The sequence below is a fragment of the Streptomyces sp. Edi2 genome (genome assembly GCF_040253635.1).
Taxonomy (GTDB): Bacteria; Actinomycetota; Actinomycetes; order Streptomycetales; family Streptomycetaceae; genus Streptomyces.
This window is the reverse complement of the sequence record NZ_JBEJGX010000003.1, coordinates 933967-959789: the sequence shown is the minus strand read 5'-3', so window position 1 is coordinate 959789 and position 25823 is coordinate 933967. Positions and strand designations below refer to the sequence as shown.

General features: G+C 71.6%; 29 protein-coding genes and 1 pseudogene. 19 read left to right on the top strand and 11 right to left on the bottom strand.

What is annotated here, in order from left to right; genetic code table 11:
- The first annotated feature begins 186 nt into the window (after window positions 1-186).
- Window positions 187-600, top strand: a complete 414-nt coding sequence (locus ABR737_RS07635) for an STAS domain-containing protein (RefSeq protein ID WP_350249424.1) — start codon at window positions 187-189, stop codon at window positions 598-600.
- Window positions 601-742: 142 nt separating this feature from the next.
- Here the strand turns inward: ABR737_RS07635 and ABR737_RS07630 are convergent, their stop codons facing one another.
- The 3 genes from ABR737_RS07630 to ABR737_RS07620 all read right to left on the bottom strand — a co-directional run bounded on the left by ABR737_RS07630 (window position 743) and on the right by ABR737_RS07620 (window position 3348).
- Window positions 743-1231 (bottom strand): glutathione peroxidase, encoded by a 489-nt coding sequence (locus ABR737_RS07630; RefSeq protein WP_350249423.1) that lies wholly within the window; start codon window positions 1229-1231, stop codon window positions 743-745.
- Window positions 1191-1502, bottom strand: coding sequence for a hypothetical protein (locus tag ABR737_RS07625; RefSeq protein ID WP_350249422.1), 312 nt, complete (start codon window positions 1500-1502; stop codon window positions 1191-1193). Before ABR737_RS07625 ends, ABR737_RS07630 begins: the two co-directional genes overlap by 41 nt.
- 211 nt (window positions 1503-1713) lie before the next feature.
- The gene (locus ABR737_RS07620) at window positions 1714-3348 is read right to left on the bottom strand and encodes an FAD-dependent oxidoreductase (RefSeq protein WP_350256709.1); all 1635 of its coding nucleotides are present in this window, start codon (window positions 3346-3348) and stop codon (window positions 1714-1716) included.
- 252 nt (window positions 3349-3600) lie between these two features.
- Between ABR737_RS07620 and ABR737_RS07615 the strand changes: the two genes are divergently transcribed.
- From ABR737_RS07615 to ABR737_RS07585, 7 genes are all read left to right on the top strand, one after another.
- A complete protein-coding gene (locus ABR737_RS07615; RefSeq protein WP_350249421.1) occupies window positions 3601-4719 on the top strand; it encodes a SchA/CurD-like domain-containing protein in 1119 nt (372 codons plus the stop codon).
- Window positions 4720-4786: 67 nt separating this feature from the next.
- Window positions 4787-5221: a cupin domain-containing protein gene (locus ABR737_RS07610; protein WP_350249420.1), complete on the top strand. Its 435-nt coding sequence runs from the start codon at window positions 4787-4789 to the stop codon at window positions 5219-5221.
- Entirely contained in the window at window positions 5218-6486 is a 1269-nt protein-coding gene (locus tag ABR737_RS07605) for a beta-ketoacyl-[acyl-carrier-protein] synthase family protein (protein WP_350249419.1), read from the top strand. Before ABR737_RS07610 ends, ABR737_RS07605 begins: the two co-directional genes overlap by 4 nt.
- Complete coding sequence (locus tag ABR737_RS07600; protein ID WP_350249418.1) at window positions 6483-7733, top strand: ketosynthase chain-length factor; 1251 nt, start codon at window positions 6483-6485, stop codon at window positions 7731-7733. Before ABR737_RS07605 ends, ABR737_RS07600 begins: the two co-directional genes overlap by 4 nt.
- Before the next feature lie 15 nt (window positions 7734-7748).
- Complete coding sequence (locus tag ABR737_RS07595; protein WP_129292754.1) at window positions 7749-8036, top strand: acyl carrier protein; 288 nt, start codon at window positions 7749-7751, stop codon at window positions 8034-8036.
- A gap of 1 nt (window position 8037) precedes the next feature.
- A complete protein-coding gene (locus ABR737_RS07590; RefSeq protein ID WP_350249417.1) occupies window positions 8038-8511 on the top strand; it encodes an SRPBCC family protein in 474 nt (157 codons plus the stop codon).
- Between the two features lie 56 nt (window positions 8512-8567).
- Window positions 8568-8900 (top strand): TcmI family type II polyketide cyclase, encoded by a 333-nt coding sequence (locus ABR737_RS07585; protein WP_159478707.1) that lies wholly within the window; start codon window positions 8568-8570, stop codon window positions 8898-8900.
- A gap of 113 nt (window positions 8901-9013) precedes the next feature.
- Here the strand turns inward: ABR737_RS07585 and ABR737_RS07580 are convergent, their stop codons facing one another.
- The 3 genes from ABR737_RS07580 to ABR737_RS07570 form a co-directional block, all read right to left on the bottom strand.
- Complete coding sequence (locus tag ABR737_RS07580; RefSeq protein WP_350249416.1) at window positions 9014-10042, bottom strand: methyltransferase; 1029 nt, start codon at window positions 10040-10042, stop codon at window positions 9014-9016.
- A 7-nt stretch (window positions 10043-10049) separates the two neighbouring features.
- A complete protein-coding gene (locus ABR737_RS07575) occupies window positions 10050-11156 on the bottom strand; it encodes a right-handed parallel beta-helix repeat-containing protein (protein WP_350249415.1) in 1107 nt (368 codons plus the stop codon).
- A 562-nt stretch (window positions 11157-11718) separates the two neighbouring features.
- Window positions 11719-12093 (bottom strand): VOC family protein, encoded by a 375-nt coding sequence (locus ABR737_RS07570; protein ID WP_350249414.1) that lies wholly within the window; start codon window positions 12091-12093, stop codon window positions 11719-11721.
- Between the two features lie 591 nt (window positions 12094-12684).
- On the opposite strand from ABR737_RS07570, the gene ABR737_RS07565 reads away from it, so the two are divergent.
- Both ABR737_RS07565 and ABR737_RS07560 read left to right on the top strand, forming a co-directional pair.
- Window positions 12685-13065, top strand: a complete 381-nt coding sequence (locus ABR737_RS07565; protein WP_350256708.1) for an ArsR/SmtB family transcription factor — start codon at window positions 12685-12687, stop codon at window positions 13063-13065.
- A gap of 112 nt (window positions 13066-13177) precedes the next feature.
- Complete coding sequence (locus tag ABR737_RS07560; RefSeq protein WP_350249413.1) at window positions 13178-13573, top strand: hypothetical protein; 396 nt, start codon at window positions 13178-13180, stop codon at window positions 13571-13573.
- Here ABR737_RS07560 and ABR737_RS07555 read toward each other — a convergent pair.
- Complete coding sequence (locus ABR737_RS07555; RefSeq protein ID WP_502964294.1) at window positions 13542-14336, bottom strand: CDP-alcohol phosphatidyltransferase family protein; 795 nt, start codon at window positions 14334-14336, stop codon at window positions 13542-13544. The genes ABR737_RS07560 and ABR737_RS07555 overlap by 32 nt on opposite strands.
- Window positions 14337-14445: 109 nt before the next feature.
- Between ABR737_RS07555 and ABR737_RS07550 the strand changes: the two genes are divergently transcribed.
- The 5 genes from ABR737_RS07550 (at window position 14446) to ABR737_RS07530 (ending at window position 18894) form a co-directional block, all read left to right on the top strand.
- A complete protein-coding gene (locus tag ABR737_RS07550) occupies window positions 14446-15429 on the top strand; it encodes a zinc-dependent alcohol dehydrogenase (RefSeq protein WP_350249412.1) in 984 nt (327 codons plus the stop codon).
- A 66-nt stretch (window positions 15430-15495) separates the two neighbouring features.
- On the top strand, window positions 15496-15894 hold the full coding sequence (locus ABR737_RS07545) for a 6-pyruvoyl trahydropterin synthase family protein (RefSeq protein WP_350249411.1): 399 nt from the start codon (window positions 15496-15498) through the stop codon (window positions 15892-15894).
- A complete protein-coding gene (locus tag ABR737_RS07540; RefSeq protein ID WP_350249410.1) occupies window positions 15891-17012 on the top strand; it encodes a glycosyltransferase family 4 protein in 1122 nt (373 codons plus the stop codon). Before ABR737_RS07545 ends, ABR737_RS07540 begins: the two co-directional genes overlap by 4 nt.
- Window positions 17009-17890 carry a class I SAM-dependent methyltransferase gene (locus tag ABR737_RS07535; RefSeq protein WP_350249409.1) on the top strand — a complete coding sequence of 294 codons (882 nt, stop codon included), beginning with the start codon at window positions 17009-17011 and terminating at the stop codon, window positions 17888-17890. The genes ABR737_RS07540 and ABR737_RS07535 overlap by 4 nt, the downstream gene beginning before the upstream one ends.
- Window positions 17887-18894 carry a lysylphosphatidylglycerol synthase transmembrane domain-containing protein gene (locus ABR737_RS07530; RefSeq protein WP_350249408.1) on the top strand — a complete coding sequence of 336 codons (1008 nt, stop codon included), beginning with the start codon at window positions 17887-17889 and terminating at the stop codon, window positions 18892-18894. The genes ABR737_RS07535 and ABR737_RS07530 overlap by 4 nt, the downstream gene beginning before the upstream one ends.
- 102 nt (window positions 18895-18996) lie before the next feature.
- On the opposite strand, the pseudogene ABR737_RS07525 reads toward ABR737_RS07530, so the two are convergent.
- Window positions 18997-19632: pseudogene (locus tag ABR737_RS07525) on the bottom strand (RibD family protein); the annotation flags it as partial.
- Complete coding sequence (locus tag ABR737_RS07520) at window positions 19625-20380, bottom strand: creatininase family protein (protein ID WP_350249407.1); 756 nt, start codon at window positions 20378-20380, stop codon at window positions 19625-19627. The gene ABR737_RS07520 and the pseudogene ABR737_RS07525, both read right to left, overlap by 8 nt.
- A 112-nt stretch (window positions 20381-20492) precedes the next feature.
- Here ABR737_RS07520 and ribA point away from each other — a divergent pair, with 112 nt between their 5' ends.
- Window positions 20493-21176, top strand: coding sequence for a GTP cyclohydrolase II (gene ribA / locus ABR737_RS07515; RefSeq protein ID WP_502964293.1), 684 nt, complete (start codon window positions 20493-20495; stop codon window positions 21174-21176).
- A gap of 92 nt (window positions 21177-21268) precedes the next feature.
- Here ribA and ABR737_RS07510 read toward each other — a convergent pair whose 3' ends face one another.
- Together ABR737_RS07510 and ABR737_RS07505 are read right to left on the bottom strand one after the other, a co-directional pair.
- A complete protein-coding gene (locus ABR737_RS07510; protein ID WP_350249406.1) occupies window positions 21269-22018 on the bottom strand; it encodes a CbtA family protein in 750 nt (249 codons plus the stop codon).
- A gap of 15 nt (window positions 22019-22033) precedes the next feature.
- Entirely contained in the window at window positions 22034-22252 is a 219-nt protein-coding gene (locus ABR737_RS07505) for a CbtB domain-containing protein (protein ID WP_350249405.1), read from the bottom strand.
- 309 nt (window positions 22253-22561) lie between these two features.
- Here ABR737_RS07505 and ABR737_RS07500 point away from each other — a divergent pair, with 309 nt between their 5' ends.
- From ABR737_RS07500 to ABR737_RS07490, 3 genes are all read left to right on the top strand, one after another.
- Window positions 22562-23134 (top strand): histidine phosphatase family protein, encoded by a 573-nt coding sequence (locus ABR737_RS07500; protein ID WP_350249404.1) that lies wholly within the window; start codon window positions 22562-22564, stop codon window positions 23132-23134.
- A gap of 135 nt (window positions 23135-23269) precedes the next feature.
- Complete coding sequence (locus ABR737_RS07495; protein WP_336050976.1) at window positions 23270-23710, top strand: SPW repeat protein; 441 nt, start codon at window positions 23270-23272, stop codon at window positions 23708-23710.
- A gap of 192 nt (window positions 23711-23902) precedes the next feature.
- Window positions 23903-25729: an alkyl/aryl-sulfatase gene (locus tag ABR737_RS07490; RefSeq protein WP_350249403.1), complete on the top strand. Its 1827-nt coding sequence runs from the start codon at window positions 23903-23905 to the stop codon at window positions 25727-25729.
- The last annotated feature ends 94 nt before the right edge of the window (window positions 25730-25823 follow it).

Here is a 25823-nt window from a genome sequence, read left to right as displayed (position 1 = left end):
ACACAGGAACACAGCCGACACACCGCCGCACTACCGACGACCCGGAAACGGGCCGACCCGCCCGGATCGCGCCGGGCGCCCCCCACACCTTCCGAACATCTCCGCCGCAGACGCGTGGCCATATCCCGCGCCTCGGCACGAAAGTGGGCCGGGCCGATGGATACAGGTCAGTACTACCCGAGACTCGTGGGACCCAGCAGCGCCGCGGGCGGCACGACCGTGCTGGAGCTCCGCGGTGAGCTGGACATCCTTGCCGTGTCGGTGTTGTCCGACCGGCTGGACGAGATCACCGGTACGCAGGGCACCGACCTCGTGGTCGACGTCCGCGCGGTCACGTTCATCGACTGCGCCGGACTGTCCCTGCTGAGCCGCGCCCGCTACCGGACGCGGCAGCGCGGCGGCCGGCTGCGGCTGACCGGCGTCTGCGGCGGCGGGAGCGTCGCCCGGCTGCTGCGGATGACCGGGCTGACCGACAGCTTCGAGATCCTGTCCGACGAGACCGGCGACGACGGGGGCGGAGCCGCCGGATCATCCGGGTCACCCGGATCGACCGCGGTCACGGCCACGGTCACGGACGCCGCGGGCACGGCCGTCGCCTGACCCGCCCCCTCGCCACCCGGCCGCCCCCGGCCCGCCCCAGGGTTCCGCCGTCGCCCGTACGGCACGCCGCCGCCCGACCCCGCGCCGCGCAGCGCCGACGGACCGCCCCCCGCCCACGGCCCGGCGGCGCGGGTACGGGGACTCAGGCCGGCAGGGCCGCCTCGATGGCGGTGACCAGTTCCTCGGCCTCCGGCTCGGTACGCGGCCGGAAACGGCCCGCGACCCGGCCCTGGGGATCGATCAGGAACTTCTCGAAGTTCCACTGGACGTCACCGGCCGCTCCTTCGGCGTCCTCGGTGCCGGTCAGCGCCGTGTACAGCGGGTGCCGGTCCGCGCCGTTGACGTCGGTCTTCTCGAACAGCGGAAAGCTCACGCCGTACGTCGCCGAGCAGAAGGTGGCGATCTCCTCGGCGGTGCCGGGCTCCTGGCCCGCGAACTGGTTGCTGGGGAAGCCCAGCACACTGAAGCCACGGTCCGCATAGCGCTGCTGCAGCCGCTCCAGACCGGAATACTGCGGGGTCAGCCCGCACTTGGACGCCACATTCACCACCAGCAGGGCCTGGCCCCGGTAGTCGGCGAGTGAAGCGGGCTCACCGGTCAGGGTGCGCAGGGGGATGTCGTACAGGCTCACGGGCATGCTCCTCGTCACGGGTCCGCGGATACGGACGGCCATCATCCGTCCCAACCGCGCCGCCCGTCCCGATCTTCCCCGGATCGTCGACCGGCCAGGACACGACCGGCCGGATCGCCCCCGCGCGCCACTCCTTGAGCAGCTGGTCGAAGATCGGCGTCTCCCCCTCGGCCGGGCGGCGCGCCTGCGGGGCGGGGGGCGGCAGGGCCGGCGGCTGGTGGGGGAGCGAGATGCGCTGAAAGGGGTGCGGGGCGGGCTTCTTGGCATCCATGCCCGGACTCAACCGGAAATCGGCCCCCCGAGTTGCGGGACGCGGCCGGGGCGGTCCCGAGATGCCCCTGCGGTGGTGACGGGCAGAAGATACGTTCGCGCGTGACGGAGGGGCCGGTGGATGTCCCACCGGCCCCTCCGTCAACGTCAGTCCTGTCCGTCACCCCGCCCGACCCCTGCTGTTCGCACGGGGCGGGGGCGTGCCGGGCGGGTCAGCTCCGGCACAGCAGCGCGGCAAGGACCTGCCGCAGCGCCGCCTCGGGGTCGGCCACCCGTCCCTCGGCCCGCCACGCCACGAAGCCGTCGGGGCGCACCAGCACCGCACCCTCGGGCGTCGTCCCGTGCTTCTCGGCCCAGTCGACGCCGTCCTCGGGAGCCAGGTCGTCGTTGGGCCCGGTGCCGATCATGTAGCAGTCCAGCCCGAGGGAGAACTCCTCGTTGGCGCCCTTGACCGCGGTGCGCCACATCTCGCCGTCGGTACCGGTCAGCAGGACGAAGGACTTCTCGTACAGATCGAGGGTCGAGCGCCGCTCACCGCCGGCCCGCAGCCACATGTGCGGGGCGCGGGTGCCCGGTTCGCCCGTGAGCCGCATCTGGTCGGGTACCACCGGCAGCGCGGGGTCGGCGCCGACGACCGCGCCCTGCGGATAGCAGTACCCCAGGGCGACGGTGAGCACCCCGCGCTGCCGGCCGCCGCTCGCGCCGGGAGCCGGCGCGTATCCCGGGTGGCTGTGCTCGGCCGAGCGCGCCGAGGCGCGGGCGCTGGTCTCCCGCGCCACCGGCTGCCGCTCCGCCTCGTAGGTCGCCAGCAGCTCGGGGCCCGCCGTGCCGTTGAGCACGGCGGCGAGCTTCCAGGCGAGGTTGTGGGCGTCCTGGATACCGGTGTTGGAGCCGAACGCCCCGGTGGGGGACATCTCGTGGGCCGAGTCGCCGGCGAGGAAGACCCGGCCGGCCGCGTACCGCTCGGCGACCCGCTCGGCGGCGTGCCAGGGGGCCTTGCCGGTGATCTCAACTGCCATGTCCGGTACGCCCGTTGCCCGGCGGATGTGGTCGATGCACCGCTCGTCGGTGAAGTCCTCCAGGGTCTCGCCCGTGTCGGGGTGCCAGGGGGCGTGGAAGACCCAGTCCGCCTTGTTGTCGACCGGCAGCAGGGCGCCGTCGGCCTCGGGGTGGGTCAAGTAGCAGGCGATGAAGCGGCGGTCGCCCACGACTTCGGCGAGCTGCGGCGCGCGGAAGGTGATGCTCACGTTGTGGAACAGGTCGCCGGGCCCCGTCTGGCCGATGCCCAGCCGCTCGCGGACCGGGCTGCGGGGCCCGTCGGCGGCGATCAGGTAGTCCGCGTGCACGGTGGTGAGCTCGCCGGTCTCCCGGTTCTTCAGCGTCGCCCGCACCCCGTGCGCGTCCTGTTCGAAGGAGCTCAGCTCGGTGGAGAACCGCAGGTCACCGCCGTGCTCACGGGTGCAGCGCACCAGGACGGGCTCCAGGTCGTTCTGGCTGCACAGGCACCAGGCGGACGGGCTCATGCGGGCCAGGCCGCCGCCCGGGTCGATCTCCTTGAACAGCCACTCCTGGTCATCGCCGGTGAGTGAACGGGCCTGCAGGATCCCGTGGTTGTCGGCCAGGACCGACGCGGCCTCGCGGATGGGCTGCTCCGCACCGGCCACCCGGAACAGCTCCATGGTGCGGACGTTGTTGCCCCGCCCGCGGGGGTGGCGGGAGGTGTCCGCGTGCTTCTCGACCAGCAGATGTCTGATACCCAGGCGTCCCAGGAACAGCGACGCGGACAGGCCGACCAGGGACCCGCCCACGACGAGTACCGGAACCCGGTCTTCGGCGGTGGGATTCATTGCGTGCTCCAGCTCCAGGGACGCTGACGGCAGATGGAGCACGAATGCCCGGCTCAGGGCCTGTTCGATCACGGTTCACCTGCATGGCTCACACATCTCGCGCCACCCGTGGGTCGCGGCGACGATCGAATCCGGGACGCCCCCGCGACATCCGGAGCGGCCGTCCCCACCATCCGGCTCAGTCACCCGGATCGCACCGGAACTGACGACGCACCACTGGGGCCATCGGGCCCCGAAGGAGATGCGTAGACGATGACAACGCTGTCGGAACGAATATCCCAGTCGGCCTTCGACGGCTCCCGGCTGAGGGTCGTGCTGCTGCTGGACCTCCACGACGGAGCCCAGCAGGACTTCCTCGAAGCCTACGAGCACCTGCGCAACCAGGTCGCGTCCGTTCCCGGACACATCACCGACCAGCTGTGCCAGTCCATCGAGAACCCCTCCCAGTGGCTCATCACCAGTGAATGGGAGAGCGCACCGCCGTTCCTGGCCTGGGTCAACAGCGAGGAACACGTCAAGATGGTCCAGCCGCTGCACGGCTGTGTCCGTGACACCCGGTCGCTGCGCTTCAGCGTCCTGCGCGAGACCTCGAACGTCGCCCGCCTCGCGCCCGAGCCTCCCAAGGGCCGCCTGCAGGCCAACCCCCGCGTCGGCGACGGGGTGGTCCGGCACGCGCTGACCTTCACCGTGAAGCCGGGCAGCGAATCGATGGTCGCGGACATCCTCGCCGGGTACACCTCCCCGGAGGCCAAGGTCGACGACACCACCCGGCTCCGCCGTACCTCCCTCTTCATGCACGGCAACCGCGTCGTGCGTGCGGTCGAGGTGCAGGGCGACCTCGTCGCCGCGCTGCGGCACATCTCCCAGCAGCCCGAGGTCCGGGCCGTCGAGGAGGCCGTCAACCCCTATCTGGAGCAGGACCGCGACCTGAGCGATCCGAACTCCGCCCGGGTGTTCTTCACCCGTGCCGCGCTGCCCGCGGTGCACCACGTCGCCTCGGGCGGACAGCAGCCCGACGGCATCAAGCGGCATGCGCTGTTCTACCCCGCCAAGGAAGGCTGCGGTATGACGCTGGCCCAGATGCTCGCCCGCCAGGACGAGCTGGCCGCGGACGATCCCGCCTGCCCCATCGCCGGCAGCACCATCTTCCAGCGCGACGACGTGGTCGTCCGCCTCATCGATCTCCGGATCCCGATCGAGAGCGATCCCGTGCTCGCGCTCGGCGTGCGCGGTCCTCGCAAGACGGCCGTGCTGCGGCGTCTGCTCGACACCGAAGTGGCCGGCGGTCTGTCCAACGACCGGGAGCTCGCACATTTCCTGGAGCGCGCCGACATGGCCCTCATCACGGACCGCCGGGCACCGGGCGCCTGAACGGGCCCGGCCGCAGCAGGTCTCTCCTCTCACTCACCCCCGGCCCCAGCCCCTGGAGGAAGCAGCCATGACCACGTACCGCCCACGCATCGTGGACCTCAGCGAGACCCAGCCCAACCGCAGGCGCGGAGGTGATCTGCGCGCCATGCTGACACCCAGCGCGGTGGGCGCCACGAGCGGCTTCATGGGCATGGCACTCGTGCAGCCCGGCGAGCGCATCGGCGAGCACTACCACCCCTACTCCGAGGAGTTCGTGTACGTCGTCCAAGGCGCACTCGAAGTGGACCTCGACGGGGAACCGCACCCGCTCCGCCCTGACCAGGGGCTGCTGATCCCGCCGTACATGCGGCACCGCTTCCGCAACGTCGGCGAGGTGGAGGCCCGGATGGTCTTCCACCTCGGCCCGCTCGCCCCGCGCCCGGAGCTGGGCCACGTCGACACCGAGGGCATGGAAGAGAGCACACCGGCCGCACCACCGGAACGCACGGAGCCGGTGTCATGACCCGCCGAGTGGCGGTCACCGGCGTCGGGATCGTCGCTCCGGGCGGCGTGGGTGTGTCCGCCTTCTGGGACCTGCTGTCCGCAGGCCGCACGGCGACCCGTGGCATCACCCTCTTCGACCCGGAGGGGTTCCGCTCGCGCATCGCCGCCGAGTGTGACTTCGATCCCGCGGCGCACGGTCTGAGCGAGGAGCAGGTGGCCCGCTCCGACCGGTACATCCAGTTCGCGATGGTCGCCGCCGACGAGGCGCTGCGCAGCGCCGGCCTGGACACGGAGGCCGAGGACCCTTGGCGCATCGGGGTGTCCCTGGGCACCGCGGTCGGCGGCACCACCCGTCTGGAACATGACTATGTCGCCGTCAGCAACCACGGTGAACGGTGGGATGTCGACCACCGGCCGGCCGGCCGCTATCTGGAGCGGGCGTTCTCTCCCAGTTCGCTCGCCTCCGCGGTGGCGGAACGGGTCGGGGCCCATGGCCCGGTGCAGACCGTCTCCACGGGCTGCACCTCCGGTCTCGACGCCATCGGGTACGCCTTCCACTCGATCGAGGAGGGCCGGGTCGATGTGTGCATCGCCGGCGCATCCGACTCGCCGATCTCCCCGATCACCGTGGCCTGCTTCGACGCGATCAAGGCGACGTCCGCGAACAACGACGACCCCGCCCATGCCTCCAAGCCGTTCGACGCCCACCGCGACGGATTCGTGATGGGGGAGGGCGGCGCCGTCCTCGTCCTGGAAGAGCTGGAACACGCCCGCGCCCGCGGTGCGACGATCCACTGTGAGATCCGTGGCTACGCCACCTTCGGCAACGCGTACCACATGACCGGTCTCACCCAGGAAGGCCTGGAAATGGCCGAGGCGATCAACCGGGCCCTGGGCGACGCCCGGATCGACGCCACCCAGGTCGACTACGTCAACGCGCACGGCTCGGGCACCCAGCAGAACGACCGGCACGAGACGGCCGCGGTCAAGCGGTCGCTCGGCGCACACGCCCGCAAGATCCCGATGAGTTCCATCAAATCCATGGTCGGCCACTCGCTCGGGGCCATCGGCGCGATCGAGATCGTGGCCTGTGTGCTGGCACTCACCCATCAAGTGGTGCCGCCCACAGCCAACTACGAGACTCCGGACCCGGAGTGCGACCTCGACTACGTGCCCAAGACCGCACGGGAGCTGCCGCTGCGTTCGGTGCTCTCGGTCGGCAGCGGCTTCGGTGGATTCCAGTCAGCGGTGGTACTGACCCGACAGGGTGGGAGGGCATCATGAGCTCCCGGAAGACACGTCGTTCCGTCGTCACCGGCATCGGTGTCATCGCCCCCAACGGGGTGAGCACCGAAACCTTCTGGAAGGCGACGGTCGAGGGCATCAGCGTCCTCGACCGCGTCACCCGTGAGGGGTGTGAGCACCTTCCGCTCAAGGTCGCGGGCGAGGTCCGCGGCTTCGACCCGGCGGATCTGATCGAGGAGCGCTACCTCGTCCAGACCGACCGGTTCACCCACTTCGCCATGGCGGCGGCCAACCTCGCGCTGGACGACGCCCGGCTCGGCCGTGCCGACTACAACGACTCACCGTTCGCGGTGGGCGTCGTCACGGCCGCCGGATCCGGCGGCGGCGAGTTCGGCCAGCGGGAGCTGCAACGGCTCTGGGGCCAGGGCTCCCGCCACGTCGGCCCGTACCAGTCGATCGCCTGGTTCTACGCGGCCAGCACCGGACAGATCTCCATCCGCGGCGGCTTCAAGGGGCCGTGCGGAGTCGTGGCCAGCGACGAGGCGGGCGGACTGGATGCCCTGGCGCATGCCGGACGCACCATCCGGCGCGGCACCGATGCCGTCGTCGTGGGTGCCGCCGAGGCACCGCTGGCCCCCTACTCGGTCGTCTGCCAGCTCGGCTACGACGATCTCAGCAAGCTCGACGACCCGGCCCGCGCCTACCGGCCGTTCACCAGCGGCGCCTGCGGATTCGTGCCCGCCGAGGGCGGCGCGATGCTGATCGTCGAGGAAGAGGCGGCGGCCGTGAGCCGTGGCGCGAGCGTCCGGGCCCTGCTGGCCGGGCACGCCGCGACCTTCACCGGAGCCTCCCTGTGGGAGGAGTCCCGGGACGGGCTCGCGCATGCGATCCGCGGCGCGCTGGCGGATGCCCGGTGCGCCCCGGAGGAGATCGATGTGGTGTTCGCGGATGCGCTCGGCGTTCCCGCGGCCGACCGGGCCGAGGCGCTGGCGATCGCGGACGCCCTGGGCCGGCACGCCTCGCAGGTCCCGGTGACCGCACCCAAGACCGGCACCGGCCGGGCGTACTGCGGCGCCCCCGTTCTGGACACCGCGGCCGCGGTGCTCTCCATGGAACAGGGCGTCGTGCCGCCCACCCCCAACGTCGTCGATGTCTGCCACGACCTTGACGTGGTGACCGGCCGGGCCCGCCCCGCCGAGTTGCGGACGGCGCTGGTGCTGAGCCGGGGGCTGATGGGCTCGAACGCGGCAATGGTGCTGCGGAAGGGCTCCCCGTCCCCCTCGTGAGAAGGAGAACCGCACATGAACGCTCAACTGACGCTCAATGAGCTGGCCGCGCTGATGAAGTCCGCCGCCGGGCTCACCGTCGACCCGAAGGAGCTGGCGAACCGGCCCGACGCGACGTTCAACGAGTTCGGCCTGGACTCGCTCGGCCTCCTCGGCATCGTCGGCGAGCTGGAGAACCGGCAGGGCCGGCCGATGCCGACCGACGCGGAGCGCTGCAAGACGCCGCGCGACTTCCTCGCCCTCGTCAACGCCGCCCAAACCGTCCCCACCGTCCAAGAGAACGTGTCTACGACAGGAGCCTGACATGTCCGGCCACACCGAGAACGACATCACCATCGCGGCGCCGCTCGACCTCGTCTGGGACATCACCAACGACATCGAGAACTGGCCGCAACTGTTCAGCGAGTACGCCTCGGTCGAGGTGCTGTCCAGGGAGGGTGACAAGACCACCTTCCGGCTGACCATGCACCCCGATGACAACGGCACGGTCTGGAGCTGGGTCTCCGAGCGCGTCATCGACCGCCACAACCGCACCGTGCGCGCCCGCCGCGTCGAGACCGGCCCGTTCGCGCACATGGACATCCACTGGAAGTACGCCGAGATTCCCGGCGGCACCTCCATGCACTGGACCCAGGACTTCGCGATGAAGCCGGACGCCCCGGTCGACGACAAGGGCATGACCGAGCTCATCAACCGCAACTCCCGGATCCAGATGGAGCTCATCCGCGACCGCATCGAGCAGCGGGACCGCGAGCTCCGGTCCACCACCGTCAGCTGAAGGACCGCCAGGCCGCGTGCGGACCGCCGCCCGGCGGCAATGAAGGGATCTTCCCGATGCATCACGCTCTGATCGTCGCTCGTATGGCGCCCGGTTCGGCTCCGGACATCGCCGAGGTCTTCCAGGCCTCCGACCGTACGGAACTGCCGCACCTGGTCGGCGTCTCGCGACGGACCCTCTTCCAGTTCGGTGACGTGTATCTGCACCTCATCGAATCCGACCGGCCGCCCGGCCCCGAGATCGCCAAGGTGACGGAACACCCCGAGTTCCGCGCCGTCAGCGACAAGCTGTCCGCCTTCGTCAGCGCGTACGACCCGGAGACCTGGCGAAGCCCCAAGGATGCGATGGCCCAGCAGTTCTACAGCTGGCAGCGCGACGGCAGCGGCTGACGCGTACGCGGAGCCGAGGCGATCCCCTGGTTCCCGCGCCGTCCCGGACACGGGCAAGGCCGCCCGGTGAGGAGAGCGCTCCTCACCGGGCGGCCTGCCGTGCCGGGTCATGATCATTCGGGGACGGTGCACTCGAACGCGTGCAGGTACGGATTGACCTCCCGGATCTCGCCGACCTTCAGGCCGGCCTCCCCCATCCGGCTGACCAGGCTCGCCTTGGTGTGCTTGGCACCACCGACGTTGAGCAGCAACAGCAGGTCCATGGCGGTGGTGAACTTCATCGAGGGGCTGTCGTCGACCAGATTCTCGATGATCACGACGCGGGCGCCGGGACGGGCCGCCTTGACGACGTGGTGCAGCGTGCGGCGGGTGCTCTCGTCGTCCCACTCCAGGATGTTCTTGATGATGTAGACATCGGCCCGGACCGGGATGTCCTCGCGGCAGTCGCCCGGCACGACCCGTACGCGCGAGGCGAGCGGGCCGCCGTCGCGCAGCCGGGGGTCCGGCTTCGCCACGACGGTGGGCAGATCGAGCAGGGTGCCCTCGAGAGCGGGGTACTTCTCCAGCAGACTGGCGAGCACATGCCCCTGGCCGCCGCCGATGTCCGCCACCGACGACGCACCGGTCAGATCGAGCAGGTCCGCGATGTCCTGCGCCGACTGCTTGCTGGACGTGGTCATCGCACGGTTGAAGACCTCGGCCGAGTCCCCGGCGTCCTGGTGCAGGTACTCGAAGAAGCTCTTGCCGTACAGGTCGTCGAAGACGCTGCGGCCGGTGCGCACCGCATCGTCGAGCCGCGGCCAGGCCGCCCAGGTCCACGGCTCGGTGCACCACAGCGAGATATACCGCAGGCTGTTGGGGGTGTCCTCCCGCAGCAGCCGGGACATCTCTGTGTGCACGTACTTGCCGTCGTCGGTCTCCTCGAAGATCCCGTAGCACGACAGGGTGCGCAGCAGCCGGTCCAGCGGCCGGGGCTCGGTCTTCACCGCGGCGGCCAGTTCCACCGCGGTGGTGGGCCGGTCGCCCAGTGCGTCGGCGACGCGGAGTTGCGCCGCCGCCCGCACGGCCGCCGCACAGGCGGCTCCGAAGACGAGCTCCCGGAGCCGCATGGCCGGCTGGGGGGTGGGACTTACTGTGGTCATTCCGCCTCTATTCTCCGGTTGACGAGGGCTGCGCCTCGTGCACCTCTTGCCGTCGGCACAGACCGGCCGGCTGCGAGGTCCGGCAGATGTTGTCGACGAACCGGTTTCCCCTGCCCTTGGGGTCGCGGTCGGCGAGGTCCACCGGCTTGTTGTGCAGCACGAGGTTGTCGATGATGAGGTTGCGTTCGTTGGTCGCCTTCACGAAGCTGTGGAAGAGCACGACGCCGCCGGAGAGCGGGGACTTGCCGACGTTGTCGCGGATCAGGTTGCGCCGCACCACTGTCTTCTCGGCGCCGGTGAGGACGATGCCGGACCCCTGGAGGAACGGCAGGCGGGGGTTGGCGGGGCAGTACTTGTTGTTCTTGACGATGGTGTTGTTCCGGACCGCCAGGGCTCCGGCCCGGGGGCGGGACTCGTCGCCGACGACGAAGACGCCGGCGCAGTTCTTGGTGATGGTGTTGTGGGCGATCGTCAGGTTTCTGACGCGGCGTACCGTGATGCCGACCCGGTTCCTCGCGAGGTAGTTCTCGGTGACCGTGGCCCCGCGGGTGTCGGTGGCCCCGCCCTCCTCCTTGACCGTGTTGGCCAGGAAGATGCCGGAGTCGCCGTTGCCGGTGACGACGTTGTCCCGGAACAGCCCGCGGACGGACCTCTCCTGGGCGATGCCCCACACGCCGTTGTTCCGTGCGAACACGTGGCGCACGGCCAGCCGGTCGGTGCCGGAGGCCCAGACGCCGTTCTTCTTGAAGCCCTTGACGGTCAGCGAACGGATGCTGACATCCCGCAGCGGCCTGCCCCCCTTGCCGATGACGCAGATGCCGTTGCCGGCCTTCGCGCACATGTTCCCGGCCCGCTTGCCGATCGGTCCGATCACCGTCTTGGGGCCCGCACCGACGAGGCGCAGCCGCGACTTGCGGATGACCACGCTCTCCCGGTAGTGGCCGGGCCGGATGATGACGGTGTCACCCGGCTTCGCTCTGTCCACCGCCCGCTGGATCGACTGACCGGGGTGGACGACGAGTCGTTCCGTTGCGTCGTCCGGCGATGCCGCGCCCAGACCGCCGACCAGCATCGCGGCGACACAGCCCATGTATTTCATCTGTCGTAGCGCCATGAAGCGAAGCTATGGGCGATCACTTCCGCTCGCCACATGTGGTAACCCGATGATGACGGTGCGTGCAGCGGCCAGCTTTCGACACGCCGTCAAGTCCGCTGCCCGGCGCCGCAGCGGATGGCCGATCAGGGCCGGTCAGGGCCGGTCAGCGGGTTTCTCCCGGCCCTCGTCGGCAGTACCGGCCGCCTCGGCGCACGGCCGGCAACCGGCCGGAGCACCCTCGCCTGACCGGGTATCGGACGGTGCGTCGGACTCGGCATCGGGCCGGGCGTCCGACGGGTCGTCAGCCGGTCCGTCCGGCCATGTCTCGGTCAGGAAGGCCGCGAGGCTGGTCGGCAGAAACCATGGACGGGCGCGGGAAAGGGTCACGGAAGACCAACGCGCCAGGACCGCCCGACGACACCCGCTGAGGGGCGCCGACGCGTTTGATCACCCCAACGGCCCCGGGGAGGTGGCGCTGAACGGGCGTGGGCGTCGGCCGCCGCTCGGCGCCCACCGGGGACCACCGCATCGGGGGCCGTCCCGGGGCCACCGGGTCGCCGGGCCACGTGGGCCACCGGGGTCAGCCCGCCCGTTCGGCCGCGCTGCGCTCGACGCAGAACTCGTTGCCCTCGATGTCGGCCAGCGTCACCCACCCGGCCCCGTCGGCCCGGCGGTGGTCGGCCACCAGGGTCGCGCCGAGCGCCAGCAGCCGTTCGACCTCCTCGTCCCGGCTCCGGTCCTGTGGCTGCAGATCCAGGTGCACTCTGTTCTTCCCGGCCTTGGCATCGGGCACCGTGACGAAGAGCAGGGTGCCACCCGGGGCCGTGACCGTGGCCTCCGGATCGCCCGGCAGGTCGTCCCCGGCCAGCGTGCCGTCCAGCACCTGTGCCCAGAAGCTCGCCAGGCGGTAGGCGTCGGTGCAGTCGATCGTGGTGTGACGTATCAGTGAAGTCATGGGCGTCACTATGGGGTTGGGGGATGGGGGGCTGTCCAGCGGAAACCACGGGGTACGGGGTGCGGGGTACGGGACCGCGCCCGGAACCGTACCGGGCGCCGCCCGGAGGTTCCGGCCTCGCAGTCGTTGGGCGCTCGGACGTACCGGCGGCGAGTGCTCCTGCCGGTCCGTGCGGCAACTACCCTTGTCCGAAGTCGAGTTCGCCCGATCCGTGCGATCCGCCCGACCTGCCCGATCCGCTCGATCCGAGTCGGCGCCACGGCCGCCCGGCGGACGGTGGCACCGGCGGTCCGGTGCCCACGGGGACGGGTGGTGCCGGGTGGTGCCGGTCCGGGGGGCGGGCCGCGCCGGGGCGTCCGCGCCGTGCGTGCCCCCGGTTTGTCCGGTACACCCATTCAAGTTGCCCGACCCCGTCGTCTACAGTTGCAGAATTCCGCAATTCAACAGATGACGCGACGGCCGGTCGGCCTGAACGCGGAGGATATGCGTGGGCGGTTTCGCCGCATCGGTACGGCTACGGATATGGACACGGCTACGGATACGGGTGCGCGCGGCGCGGTCCGGGCCCGGTCCCGGGAGCGGGGTGCGGGCATGAACGGCGCCTGGTTTCCGCTCTGTCAGGCCAAGGCCGACTTCTTCCGGATGCTGGGTCACCCGGTCCGTATCCGGGTGCTGGAACTGCTCCAGAACGGGCCGATGCCCGTGCGGGGACTGCTCTCCGCGATCGAGGTGGAGCCGTCCGCGCTCTCCCAGCAACTCGCCGTGCTGCGCCGCTCGGGCATGGTGACGGCCACCCGCAGCGGCTCCACCGTCGTCTACGAGCTGGCCGGAGGCGATGTCGCGGAACTGCTGTGCGCCGCCCGCCGGGTCCTCACCGAGGTGCTTGCCGGGCAGCATGCGCTCCTCACCGAGCTGCGGCAGGCCGAGGCCGGCCCCCGGCCGGCGCCCGGCGGGGTGGGGGCGGTCTCGTGATCCGCTTCCTCCGACCCGTTCGCTCCCTTCCCTCCCTTCGGCCCCGTCATCCCGAGGACGGTGGCCGCCAGGGAAAGGTCCGCCCGTTCACCAGCGGAAAAGGGTGAAGCGGATGTCCGGATCACCACGGCGCAAGGGACCGCCGCCCTGGCGGGCGGTCCGCTCCCGTACCTGCATACCCGCGTCCCTCGGGCCGGGGACCGTACGGCCCTGCCGGGGACGTCCCCCCGGACGGGGGCCGCTGCGCACCGCTCGCGGACACGGCCGTGCCTGCCCGGAGAGCGCCGCCCGCCACCGCACCCCGCCGCGCTGCGGCGTCCGGCGGGACCGTGCGACCGCGGTGCGCCCCGGGACCCAGCTGGCGCGGCTGCCCGGTGCGGTACTGCTCACCCACCGGGCTCCACGGCGCAGCCCGTGGCGGCAGGTGCTGCTCTCCATCGTCGTGACCCAGTTGCTGCTGGTCTTCCTGGCGCTGGTCATCTATCTGGGCCGGCACGCCGGGACGTGACGCGGAGGCCGGCGAGAACAGGGACGTCGATGCCCGCCGCGGACGTCTCGCCCGCTCCGGTCCGCCACAACCACGCCACATCGCGTCCGAAGGACCACACCAGAAGCCCCAGCGCCACGGCCACCGCGGTGACCGCCCAGGCCTGCGGCAGGATTCCCGTACCGGCCACGACCAGCACGACGCCCTGCAGCGCCGCCACGGTCTTGCGGGCCATGCTGTGCGGCAGGTCACCGCGCAGCCACGGCAGCACCCAGGACGCCGCGACGAAGGCGTACCGCATGAGGCCGATGGCCAGCACCCAGGCGCCCAGCGGGATCGCGACATGGACACAGAGCACCAGGATCAAAAAGGCGTCGACCTCCATGTCGAAGCGCGCCCCCAGCGGCGTCGCCGTTCCGGTGCGCCGGGCCACCTGGCCGTCGACCGCGTCCAGGACCAGCGCCACGGCGGCGAACACGATCAGCACGGTGACCGGTGTGTGCCGGGCGAAGGAGTCCGCGACCAGCGCGGTCACCCCGCCGACGAGAATGGTGCGGGCCAGTGTGACGCGGTTGGCGGGCCCGAATGACGTGGTCCACGTCCGGCGCAGCGCGACGGTGAGCACCGCCCAGGTGACCAGGGCGAAGAGGCACCCCGTGAACCACCCCACGGTGCCCAGACCGCCCGACCGGCACAGGACTTCCAGAACCAGCAGTTGCGCACCCATACCGGCCGTAATGTCCGGTCCGAACGGCCTTGTGTCGTAGAGCGTTTGTACGGCCACCCTGCCTCCCGGGATGTGTAGCGGAGTCGAAGGGCGCCGCGTAGGGTGACGGCGTCCTGATGATCTCCAGCATCGATGAACCATCGCCGTAGCGTCCAGGAGGATCCCGATGACGCGCGTCGCTTGTGCTTTTTGGCTAAGCGCTCCAGGTCAGGGCGAGATCCGGACGGTAGCCCTTCCGGAGCCCGCCGCCGGTGAGGTCCTGGTGCGCTCGATCTGCTCCGGCGTGAGCCGTGGAACGGAGACGCTGGTCTTCCGTGGCGGCGTCCCCGAGAGCCAGCACGCCGTGATGCGGGCGCCGTTCCAGGAAGGCGACTTCCCGGCACCGGTCAAGTACGGCTACCTCAATGTTGGCGTCGTCGAGAAAGGCCCGCACGACCTGCTGGGCCGTACGGTCTTCTGCCTGTATCCGCACCAGACGCACTTCGTCGTCCCGGCGAGCGCCGTCACCCCGGTACCGGACACCGTCCCCGCCGCCCGGGCCGTGCTGGCGGGCACCGTGGAAACCGCGGTGAACGCCCTGTGGGACGCCGCGCCGCTGGTCGGCGACCGGATCGCGGTGGTCGGCGCGGGCATGGTCGGCTGCAGCGTCGCCGCGGTCCTGGCCCGCTTCCCCGGGGTCCGGGTGCAGTTGGTCGACGCCGACCCCGCGCGTGCCGCCACCGCCCGGGCACTGGGCGTGGACTTCGCGCTGCCCGCGGACGCGCTGGGCGACTGTGACCTGGTCGTCCACGCCAGCGCCACCGAGCAGGGGCTGGCCCGCTCGCTCGAACTGCTCGCGCCGGAAGGCACCGTGATCGAGCTGAGCTGGTACGGAGACCGGCAGGTCAGCCTGCCGCTGGGGGAGGCGTTCCACTCCCGCAGGCTGGTCGTCCGCAGCAGCCAGGTGGGCACGGTCTCCCCGGCCCGGCCCCGCCGTACCTTCGCCGACCGGCTCGCGGTCGCCCTCGACCTGCTCGCCGACCCCGCCTTCGATGCGCTGATCACCGGCGAGTCGGCCTTCGAAGACCTGCCCCGGGTGCTGCCCCGGCTCTCCTCCGGCGATCTCCCGGCGCTCTGCCACCGCATCCGGTACGGGCCGGCGGACGGCTGACAACCGCCCGGAATTCGCTCCCCGACGACACCTCACTGAGACCGACATCACACCGGAGGAACGGCCTTGTTCAGCATCACCGTCCGCGATCACCTCATGGTCGCCCACAGCTTCCGTGGCGCGGTCTTCGGACCCGCGCAGCGTCTGCACGGCGCGACCTTCATCGTGGACGCCACCTTCCGCCGTGCGGAGCTCGACGCCGACAACATCGTTGTCGACATCGGCCTGGCCACCCAGGAACTCGGCGCCGTGATCGGTGAGCTGAACTACCGCAACCTCGACGACGAGCCCGACTTCGCCGGCATCAACACCTCGACGGAGGCCCTGGCCAAGGTCATCGCCGACCGGCTGGCCGACCGCATCGAGGCGGGCAACTTCGGTGCGAGCGCCCGCGAACTGGCAGGGCTCTCGGTCACCCTGCACGAGTCGCACATCGCCTGGGCGACGTACGAGCGCACCCTGTGACCCCTACCGGCGCCACCGCCGCGGCGGAGCGTGTGGTGCATGTCGTCCTCCCCGGTGACGTCGACGATCCGGCGGTGCCCAGCGGCGGCAACACCTACGACCGCCGGGTGTGCCGCGACCTCCCGGCGGCGGGCTGGCAGGTGCGCCCGTATACGGCGCCCGGAACCTGGCCGCGGCCGGACACTGCCGCCCGCGCGGGGCTGGTGGGGTACCTGGCGGCGCTGCCGGACGGCGCCGTGGTCCTCCTCGACGGCCTGGTCGCCTGTGGTGTCCCCGAGATCCTGGAACCCGAGGCGGAACGGCTGCGGCTCGCCGTACTGGTCCACCTGCCGCTGGCCGACGAGACCGGACTCGACCCCGCCCTGGCGGCGGAGCTGAACGCGCTCGAACGCCGCGCCCTGCAGGCCGTGGGGGCCGTCGTGGCCACCAGCGAGTGGGCGGCCCGCAGGCTCGTCGCCCACCACGGGCTGGCGCCTGCGCGGGTCCGTGTCGCCAGGCCGGGAGCCGATGCCGCGCCCCTCGCGCCGGGCACCGACGGCGTCACCGGGCTGCTGTGCGTCGCCGCGGTCACCCCGCGCAAGGGGCAGCACCTCCTGGTGGAGGCCCTTGCCACCGTCGCAGAGCTGCCCTGGCACTGCGCCTGCGTCGGAGGGCTCGACCGCGACCCCGGCTACGTCGCCCAACTGCGGCGCCGCGTCACGGAGTCCGGCCTCGACGACCGGATCGACCTCACCGGGCCGCGGGCGGGCGCGGACCTGGAGGCCCGTTACGCCGCGGCCGACCTGCTGGTCCTCACCTCGTACGCGGAGACCTACGGCATGGTCGTCACCGAGGCGCTGGCCCGGGGGATTCCGGTGCTGGCGACGGAGGTTGACGGCGTGCCGGAAGCGGTCGGGCGGGCGCCCGACGGCGCTGTGCCCGGCCTGCTCGTACCGGCAGGCCGGCCCGCGGCCGTTGCCGAAGCGCTGCGTGACTGGCTGGGCGATCCGCAGCTGCGTGATCGGTTGAAGACCGCGGCACGCGGACGGCGTGCCATGCTGGAGGGGTGGGAGATGACGTCGCACAGTCTGGCCGGAGCGCTGGAAATGCTTCGGGACGAGATCCGGAGCATACGGTGAACGCGTCCGAGAGGCCCCGGTTCGCCCCGCGGTGGCTGGAGTTGCGTGAGCGCGCCGATGCCGCCGCCCGCGCACCCGAGCTGCTGCATCCACTGCTGGAGTGGCTGTCCGCGCGGCAGGCACCCGGCGGCCCGCCCGGGAGCCCCGGCCCTCTGGTGATCCGCGATCTCGGTTGTGGTACCGGCTCGATGGGACGCTGGCTCGCCGTCCGGCTCCCCGGACCCCAGCACTGGATCCTGCACGACCTCGATCCGCTGCTGCTCGCGCACGCCGGTGCGCGGTTGCCCGTAACGGCAGCCGACGGCACGCCCGTTGACACCACGACCCGGCGCGGCGACCTGGCCACCCTCACCGCCGACGACCTCGCCGGCACCTCGCTGGTGACCGCCTCCGCGCTGCTCGATCTGCTCACCCGTGAGGAGGTGGAGGCACTTGCCGAGGCCTGTGTGGACGCGGGCGCCCCGGTGCTGCTGGCGCTCTCCGTCGCCGGACGGGTCGACCTGACCCCCTCCGATCCGCTCGATGCCGAGATCGCCGAGGCCTTCAACGACCATCAGCGGCGCACGGACCAGGGCCGCGCCCTGCTCGGGCCGGACGCCATCGCGGCGGCGGTCGCGGCGTTCGAGCGACGCGGCGCGACCGTGCTGGTGCGGTCCAGCCCCTGGCGGCTGGACTGTGCGGAATCCGCGCTGACCGCGGAGTGGCTGCGCGGCTGGGTCGGCGCGGCGCACGCCCAGCGGCCGGAGCTGGCCCCCGAGGCGGTGGCCTATCTGCGCCGGCGGCTGGAGGAGTGCGCGGCGGGGGAGCTGTCCGTCGCCGTGCACCACACGGATCTGCTGGCGCTGCCCGGGCCCCCCTCCGCCGGGAGTGCGGGATGAACCGCTCCCGCTGGGCGGCGTGGCTCAGGCTGCTCGCGGGACTGGGCATCCTGGTGGCACTGGTGTGGCATCTGGGCTCCGCCGCCTTCCTGGACGGACTGCGCAGGATCGACGCCGCCACGCTGCTGGCCGCCCTCGCCATCGGCCTGCTCACCACGGTGTTCAGCGCCTGGCGGTGGTGCCTGGTGGCCCGCGGCCTCGGCCTGCGGCTGCCGCTGGGCGGCGCCGTCGCGGACTACTACCGGGCGCTGTTCCTGAACGCGGCGCTGCCCGGCGGCGTCCTGGGCGATGTGCACCGCGCCGTACGCCACGGACGGCACTCCGGTGACCTCGGCCGGGGCGTGCGGGCGGTGGTACTGGAACGCACCGCAGGCCAGGTCGTGCTGCTGGTCGCCGGGGCCGTGGTGCTGCTCGTCCGGCCCTCGCCGGTGCTGGCGCCGGTCACCCGCTTCCTCACCTCGCCCGCTGTCGCACTGACCGCGGCCGCCGGGGGCGTGCTGCTGGTAGCGGCCGCCGGTCTGCTGCGCCGCCGACGGGGCGCCTCGCGCGCCGAACGGGCCCTGCGCACCGTGCTGACCGAAGCGCGCCAGGGCCTGCTCGCCCGCGGTGTCTGGCCCGGTGTCCTGCTCTCCTCCGTGGCGGTCCTGGCGGGCTACCTCGGGATGTTCGTGCTGGCCGCCCGGGTCGCCGGAGCCGACGCACCGACGGCCGAACTGGTGCCGCTCGTGGTGCTGGCGCTGCTCGCGATGGCGCTGCCGCTGAACGTCGGCGGCTGGGGCCCGCGGGAGGGCGTCGCCGCCTGGGCCTTCGGCGCCGCCGGGCTAGGTGCGGCGCAGGGACTCACCACCGCCGTGATCTACGGCGTGCTCGCCTTCGCCGCGAGCCTCCCGGGCGCCGGGGTGCTGCTCGTCCGCCGGTCCGCCGGACGGCGTGCCGAACGCCCGCAGTTCGAGTTCGAAGAGCGTGTCCTCGCCGAGCAGGGCGCGTCGCAGCGGCGGGCGTAGCGCTTCCCGCATCACCGGGGTACCGGGGAAGCGCAGACCGGGGACGCCGTCGCCGAGCAGCACCGGCGCGACGGTGACGTAGAGCCGGTGCAGCGCCCGCTCCTGCAGGAATCGCGACACGGTGACACCGCCCCCCTCGACCAGCACCCGGCCCAGACCACGCCGCGCCAGCGCCGACAGCACGCGCCGGGGGGTGAACGCGTCCGCGTCCGGCAGGACCAGCACCTCGACGCCGCTGCCGCGCGGCACGGCGGTGACCTCGGGGCCCACCACCCACAGCGTCGGCGCGGCGCCATCGGTGAACACCCCGCTGTGCAGCGGCACCCGCCCGCGCGGATCGAGCACCACCCGCACCGGATTGTCCCCGGTACAGGCGCGCACGGTCAGCCGCGGATCGTCCGCCACCGCGGTGCCGGCCCCGACCACCACCGCATCGGCCAGCGCGCGCAGCCGGTGCAGATGACAGCGGTCCTCCGGGCCGGTGACATAGTCGGCGTCGCCGGTACGGGTCGCGATGAAGCCGTCCAGGCTCTGCCCGAGCTGTGCGAACGCGACCCGGGGCCCGGCCAGGCACAGCGGCAGATAGCGCGTGGCGAGTTCCACCGCCTCCGGGTCGGCGGGCCGGTCCCAGCGCGGCCCGCCGGCGCCGTCCGTCACCCATCCGGCGGCCCGCGCCTGGTCGGTACGGATGGCCCGCAGCCTCTCCCAGGCGGACGCCGCGTCGAGCACGTCAGTCATGGCCTTCCGTTCCTGCGCCGAACAGCGCGGCATATTCCTCGAATGCCTCGACCAGGCCGGCCAGCAATTCCTGTCCCTTGCGGGCGGAGGCCAGCGAAGGGCGCCCGATGACCCCGGATTCGGTATACGCCGACATGCCGAGCGTCAGTAGCTGCTTCCGGTCATCGGCGACACAATCCGCCGATTGGTAGCCTTCCTTGACCAATTCGGGATGGGCATACAGCAGAATGGACGTCTCGGCCTCTCCGGCATGCATATCCGTGTGTCCGGACGTCTGCACCCCGGCCCGGGTGCGCGCGGCGTCCCAGTCGGCCGATCCAGGGAAGAGCGCCATCCGCACGCCGCGCCCCGCGGATTCCTGAACGACATTGCGCAGCACGTAATTTCCACCGTGCCCGTTGACGAGAATCAACGTGCGGATACCGGACGTGCGGAGCGAATCAGCGATGTCCGTCACGACCGCATGCAGGGTGCGCGCCGAAATGCTCACCGTCCCCGGCCATGCGGCGTGTTCGTGTGAACAGGACACGGTCAGCGGCGGCAGCAGCTGCACGGGACGGCCGGCGGCCACCTCCCGGGCGATGGTGCAGGCGATGACGGTATCGGTGGTCAACGGCAGGAAGTCGCCGTGCTGTTCGAAGCTGCCGATGGGCAGCACGGCCATGGTCGGCTGCCGTGCCCGTACGTCCTGTGTGGTGTCCGCCGGCAACAGGCCGGGCGCCGGAGTCGGGTGTCCCGAAGCGGTCATCGTGTGCTGCGGCCTTTCGTCGCTGACTCACCGAGTCATGGTTGTCGCAGCATACTTGTTGTGTTCTGAGTGACTACCGCCGATCCATTCCCACCGCGGGTACGATCGCGCCATGATGGACGCCGACGACGATGCCCGCCCCGACCTCCGTGTCGCAATCGATGATGCCCTCGGCCGGAAACCCGATGTGGAACAGGTGGTGACGGTCAGGCTGCCCACCACATATGGTGAATTCCTCGCCGTCGGCTATCTGGACCGCCGTAGCGGGATCGAGCAAGTAGCTCTGGTCCACGGCGATGTCGGGGGAGAGCCGGTACTGACCCGGGTGCATTCGGAATGCCTCACCGGTGATGTCTTCTCCTCCAGCCACTGTGAATGCGGCGATCAATTGGACGCCGCGCTGCGGGCGATCGTGGCGGAAGGGCGCGGCATTCTGGTCTATCTCCAGGGCCATGAGGGCCGGGGGATCGGGCTACTGGCCAAGCTCCAGGCGATGAAGCTGCAGGAGGGCGGGCTGGACACGGTCGAGGCGAACATCGCGCTCGGGCTGCCCGTCGACGCCCGTGAATACGGGGTGGCCGCGGAGATGCTGCTGGACCTCGGCGTCCGGTCCGTGCGGCTGCTGTCGAACAATCCGCGCAAGCGCGAGGCGCTGCTGCGGTACGGCATCGCCGTCGCCGAACAGGTCCCGCTGCTGATGACGCCCCGTGCGGAGAACATCCGCTACCTCCGCGCCAAGCGGGAGCGCCTGGACCACGATCTGCCGCATCTGGACGGCATCCCCGGTCTGTCCTGACACGGCAGGACAGGTCCCGGGGGAGGCCCCCATGCCACGAGGGAGGGCCCGCGACGCCGGACGTCACGGGCCCTCCCTCGGTGACCGGCGGGTCAGGAGACGGCGGGTGCCGCCACGTCCGCGGTGGCCTGGGACCGGCTCGGCACGACCCGCTCCGCGAGGTGGCCGAAGAGCAGCCCGAAGGCGGTCCACAGCACCAGTTGAATGGCGATCGCCGACAGCCGGAACTGCCAGAGCAGCGTGGCCGAGAAGTCGTGCGGCACCTCGTTGATGGCCGGCAGGAACGCATAGGCGAGGCCGATGGCGACCACGAACGCGGCGCCGGCCGCGACCGCCGCGTACCAGTTGCCCAGCTTCGGAGCCAGCCGCCGGCCGAGGATCGTGGCGGCGACGGCCAGCAGGATGCCGAGCAGCATCATCAGGAAGTACAGGGCGGTGCGTTTGCCGATCGTGTCGGGGTCACCGACGGACGGCGGATTGGCCGGGTACTTCAGGAACGGTACGAGATAGACGGCCAGCAGCGCCGCGCCGGAGAGCAGCGCGGCCGTGGCGCGGGCACCGAACCTGCCGATCCGCCCGAGGGCGAAGCAGAAGGCGAGTGCGGCGATGCCGCCCAGCGCCACGCCGTAGACGAGCACGCCGGTGGCCAGGCCCGCCGTGGACTGCACACCGCGGCTGACGACCTCCATCTCGTGTTCGTGGCTGTGTGCTTCCTCGAACGCGATGGCGGAGTTCACCTGCGGTTCGCCCAGCAGGTAGGCGACGACGAGGGCCAGGAGGCCGGCGGCCAGACCGGCGAGCATCCCGCGCACCAGGAGGTTTCTGATGGTGACGGAGTTCATGGGGGCGCCGTCCGATCAGTGGCAGGGGAAGCCGAGGAGGTGGCGCCCGTCGTGGACCCACTCGTGGACCTCCGTGCCGGACAGCACGGCGGTGGCGCCCTGCTCCGCGCCGATGAAGTACAGCAGAACGAGCATCAGGACGCCGAAGAACAGCGCCCAGGGGGCAATGGCTTTGAGGGGGAGCGGGGCCGGGGTGACGGCGCCGGTGGCCGGGGGTGCGATGGTCTGAGCCATGGCGGAACCTCCTGTGCGGGGAACTCGCGTCCCTGTTCGTGGGAGTGCGTAACGACATGCCGGGTCTGGCTTGCCCGGTTCCGGCCCTGCTGGGCTGGAAAAAACCGGACATACAGTGGCGCGACCGCGCCGGGATCCCACCGGCTTCCGTCATGTCGTCGTCAATATCATCGGGAAGGTACCGCGAACCCGACCCCGGGCCAAGGCCGCGTAGGGGGCGGAGAGGTGTGGGGAAAGGCGCGCGGGCCGGACAACTCCCTTGCGCGGGTACGGCGTTGCCGGTGCCGGTGAACAGCGAGAGAAGAGGGCATGACAACTCGGGTGATGTTGGTCTCACCGGCTGCGGGCGATGCCCAGCGCGAGGTGCGTTTCGACGACGACGGCCCGCTGAGCGAGGCCGGTCTGCGCCGTGCCCGGGGGGCGGCCGGGGCGCTTCCGGCCGCCTCCCGGACCTTTGTCTCGCCCTCCGCCCGGTGCCGGAGCACGGCCGGGGAGCTCGGACTGCCGGCCCGTCCCGCGCCGGAGCTGGCGGGCTGCGCGATGGGCGGCTGGCGCGGCCGCACCCTTGCGGAGGTCGCCGACGCCGAACCGCTCGCGGTGTCCGCCTGGCTCTCGGACCCGGACTTCACGGGGCACGGCGGGGAGTCCCTGCGGCAGCTCTGTGACCGGATCGAGGCCTGGCTGGCGCGGATGGCCCTGGAGGCGGGCCGGGTGCTGGCCGTGGTCGAGCCGGATGTCGTCCGGGCGGCGGCGGTCTGCGCGCTCGGGGTTCCCGTGGAGGCGTTCTGGCGGCTGGATGTGCCGCCGCTGACCGTGACCGAGCTGAGCGGCCGCGGCGGGCGCTGGAATCTGGGCCTGGGGCGGGCGCCGGACCGCAGGTGAGGGCGGTACGGCCACTACCCGGCAAAATTCACTTGGCACTTCATCTACACATAAAGGCGACATAAGCGCAGAATAAAAGTGCGCGGCTCGATGCCACGCTGAACGGCCAGACCGCTAGCGAAGGAGGCGAGTCGCATGGCCGACGTCTCACACCACAGGGGAGATCTCGCAGGTCACCCCGATGCTTCTGAGATGCAGGCTCGGTACGAGCGGGTGCTCGGCGGGCGTGACGTGGTACTCGTCGACGGGCCGGTGTTGCTGGTCGGTCTGTACTGCGCCGTCTCGCCGTGGATCCTCCACTTCACCGCCGCACAGCCGGCGCTCGTGACGCACAACCTCATCCTCGGTATCGCGATCGCCCTCCTGGCGGTCGGCTTCACCGTGACCCCTGAGCGGATGTACGGCCTGAGCGGCGCGATGTGCGCGATCGGCGTGTGGATGATCATCTCGCCCTGGATAGTCGGCAGCGGCCCGGACGCCGGTGTCATCTGGAACAACGTCGTCATCGGCGCCCTGACGTTCCTGCTGGGTGCCATGTGTGTCGCCGCAGCGTCCAAGAGCCGCCGCGGCACGTGACGCGCCCTCCCCGAGGGCAGGCGACAGCCGCCGACCGCAGGCCCCCCGCAGGGGTGAGCCGGTCGGCGGCCGTGCCCTGTGCACCCCGCCGGGGAGGGATCCCTGCACACATGCGATAACCCGGCAAATTCGGTTAAATCGGTTGCATGGGTCCGCCGAATGTGGCCCGCCGCCCCGGAGAGGGAGCGTTCCGTGACCGCTGCACCCGTGGATGACCACCAGGACTTCGCCGACGCCGACCGTGGCTTCATCGCCGCGCTCGACCCGCCCCAGGTCACCGCGGACGACGGCACGGTGATCTGGGACGCAGAGGCCTACGGGTTCCTGGCCGGGAACTGCCCCGAGACCGCGGACGAGGGCCTGTGGCGGCAGGGCCGGCTGGTGAGCCGGCAGGGCCTGTACGAGGTCACCGAGGGCATCTACCAGGCCCGCGGCCTGGACCTGTCCAATATGACGCTGGTCGAGGGCGACCACGGGGTCGTCGTCATCGATCCGCTGGTCTCCGTCGAGACCGCCGCCGCGGCCCTGGAGCTCTACCGCAAGTACCGCGGCGACCGGCCGGTCACCGGCCTGATCTACACCCACTCGCACGCGGAGCACTTCGGCGGCGGGCGGGGCGTCCTGCCGCACGACCACCACCCCGTCCCGGTGCTCGCCCCGGCGGGCTTCCTCCGGCACGCGGTCCGCGAGGACGCCTACGCGGGTACGGCCATGACCCGCCGTTCCGTCTACATGTACGGAACACGGCTCCCCAAGGGCCCCGACGGCCAGATCGGCTGCGGTCTGGGCACCACCCGCTCCACCGGCACCATGACGCTCATCCCGCCGACCGTGGACATCACCCGCACCGGCCAGGAGGAGATCGTCGACGGCGTACGCATCGTCTTCCAGCTCACCCCGGGCACCGAGGCACCCGCCGAGATGAACCTCTGCCTCCCGGCGCACGAGGCCCTGTGCCTGGCCGAGAACGCCACCCACACCCTGCACAGCGTCCTGCCGCTGCGGGGCGGCGCCGTCCGTGACGCCCGGGCCTGGTCCCGCTACCTGGGCGAGGCGCTGGCCCTCTTCGGCGACGAGGCGGAGGTCGCCTTCGCCTCCCACCACTGGCCCACCTGGGGCAAGGACCGCGTCAAGACCCTGCTGGCCCACCAACGTGACCTGTACGCCTATCTGCACGACCAGACCCTGCGGCTGCTCAACGAAGGGCTCACCGGCACTGAGATCGCCGAGGAGCTGCGGCTGCCGCCCGCCCTGGAGCAGGACCAGGCCCTGCACGGCTACTACGGCGCGCTCAGCCACAACGTCAAGGCGATCTACCAGCGCTACCTGGGCTGGTTCGACGGCAACCCCGCCCACCTGTGGGAACACCCGCCGGCCGAGCAGTCCAGGCGCTATGTCGAGACCATGGGCGGCGTCGAGGCCACGGTGGACGCGGGCAAGCGCTACGCCGCCGACGGCGATCTGCGGTTCGCGGCCACGCTGCTCAACCACGCGGTCTTCGCGGCCCCCCACAACCTCCGCGCCCGGCGGGAACTGGCCCTGGTGTACGAACGGCTCGGCCACGGCTGCGAGAACGGCACCTGGCGGAACTTCTACCTCACCGGTGCCATGGAGCTGCGCGGCACCCTGGCCGAGGCCCGCCCCGACACCGCCGACCCCGAGATCGCCCTGGCTCTGACCGTCGACCAGCTCCTCGACACGCTCGCCATCCGCATCGACGGCCCCCGGGCGTGGTCCACCGCGCTCACCCTCGACCTCTACCTCCCCGAAGAGGACCGGACCTGGCACCTGACGCTCTCCCACGGAGCCCTCACCCACCTCAGCTCACCCGGCGCCCCCACCCGGTCCGGCGGACGCACCCCGGACCTCACACTCACCCTCACCAAGCCCCAGCTGCTCGACCTGCTCGCCGGCCGCGGTCCCGGCGACGCCGTGCCGCACGGCGAGACCGGGGCGCTGGACCGGCTGCTCGGCCTCGTGCGTACGCCGAACCCCACCTTCCCCGTCGTCACGCCCTGACGAGGACCGCCCTGCCCGGCCCGCGGCCGTCAACCCCGCGCCCCGGCCCGCCGCTGCGGACTCCGGCCGGCGCCGCGGCTGGGGCACACTGGGC

Bases quoted from the DNA above. Each gene is read 5' to 3' on its own strand.
- ABR737_RS07570 (WP_350249414.1), bottom strand. From the start codon at position 12,093: ATGACTTCACTGATACGTCACACCACGATCGACTGCACCGACGCCTAC.
- ABR737_RS07505 (WP_350249405.1), bottom strand. From the start codon at position 22,252: ATGGCTCAGACCATCGCACCCCCGGCCACCGGCGCCGTCACCCCGGCC.
- ABR737_RS07610 (WP_350249420.1), top strand. From the start codon at position 4,787: ATGACCACGTACCGCCCACGCATCGTGGACCTCAGCGAGACCCAGCCC.
- ABR737_RS07625 (WP_350249422.1), bottom strand. From the start codon at position 1,502: ATGGATGCCAAGAAGCCCGCCCCGCACCCCTTTCAGCGCATCTCGCTC.
- ABR737_RS07585 (WP_159478707.1), top strand. From the start codon at position 8,568: ATGCATCACGCTCTGATCGTCGCTCGTATGGCGCCCGGTTCGGCTCCG.
- ribA (WP_502964293.1), top strand. From the start codon at position 20,493: ATGATGGACGCCGACGACGATGCCCGCCCCGACCTCCGTGTCGCAATC.
- ABR737_RS07580 (WP_350249416.1), bottom strand. From the start codon at position 10,042: ATGACCACAGTAAGTCCCACCCCCCAGCCGGCCATGCGGCTCCGGGAG.
- ABR737_RS07575 (WP_350249415.1), bottom strand. From the start codon at position 11,156: ATGGCGCTACGACAGATGAAATACATGGGCTGTGTCGCCGCGATGCTG.
- ABR737_RS07620 (WP_350256709.1), bottom strand. From the start codon at position 3,348: ATGAATCCCACCGCCGAAGACCGGGTTCCGGTACTCGTCGTGGGCGGG.
- ABR737_RS07520 (WP_350249407.1), bottom strand. From the start codon at position 20,380: ATGACCGCTTCGGGACACCCGACTCCGGCGCCCGGCCTGTTGCCGGCG.
- ABR737_RS07615 (WP_350249421.1), top strand. From the start codon at position 3,601: ATGACAACGCTGTCGGAACGAATATCCCAGTCGGCCTTCGACGGCTCC.
- ABR737_RS07600 (WP_350249418.1), top strand. From the start codon at position 6,483: ATGAGCTCCCGGAAGACACGTCGTTCCGTCGTCACCGGCATCGGTGTC.
- ABR737_RS07605 (WP_350249419.1), top strand. From the start codon at position 5,218: ATGACCCGCCGAGTGGCGGTCACCGGCGTCGGGATCGTCGCTCCGGGC.
- ABR737_RS07590 (WP_350249417.1), top strand. From the start codon at position 8,038: ATGTCCGGCCACACCGAGAACGACATCACCATCGCGGCGCCGCTCGAC.
- ABR737_RS07595 (WP_129292754.1), top strand. From the start codon at position 7,749: ATGAACGCTCAACTGACGCTCAATGAGCTGGCCGCGCTGATGAAGTCC.
- ABR737_RS07510 (WP_350249406.1), bottom strand. From the start codon at position 22,018: ATGAACTCCGTCACCATCAGAAACCTCCTGGTGCGCGGGATGCTCGCC.
- ABR737_RS07560 (WP_350249413.1), top strand. From the start codon at position 13,178: ATGTCCGGATCACCACGGCGCAAGGGACCGCCGCCCTGGCGGGCGGTC.
- ABR737_RS07495 (WP_336050976.1), top strand. From the start codon at position 23,270: ATGGCCGACGTCTCACACCACAGGGGAGATCTCGCAGGTCACCCCGAT.
- ABR737_RS07530 (WP_350249408.1), top strand. From the start codon at position 17,887: ATGAACCGCTCCCGCTGGGCGGCGTGGCTCAGGCTGCTCGCGGGACTG.
- ABR737_RS07565 (WP_350256708.1), top strand. From the start codon at position 12,685: ATGAACGGCGCCTGGTTTCCGCTCTGTCAGGCCAAGGCCGACTTCTTC.
- ABR737_RS07550 (WP_350249412.1), top strand. From the start codon at position 14,446: ATGACGCGCGTCGCTTGTGCTTTTTGGCTAAGCGCTCCAGGTCAGGGC.
- ABR737_RS07500 (WP_350249404.1), top strand. From the start codon at position 22,562: ATGACAACTCGGGTGATGTTGGTCTCACCGGCTGCGGGCGATGCCCAG.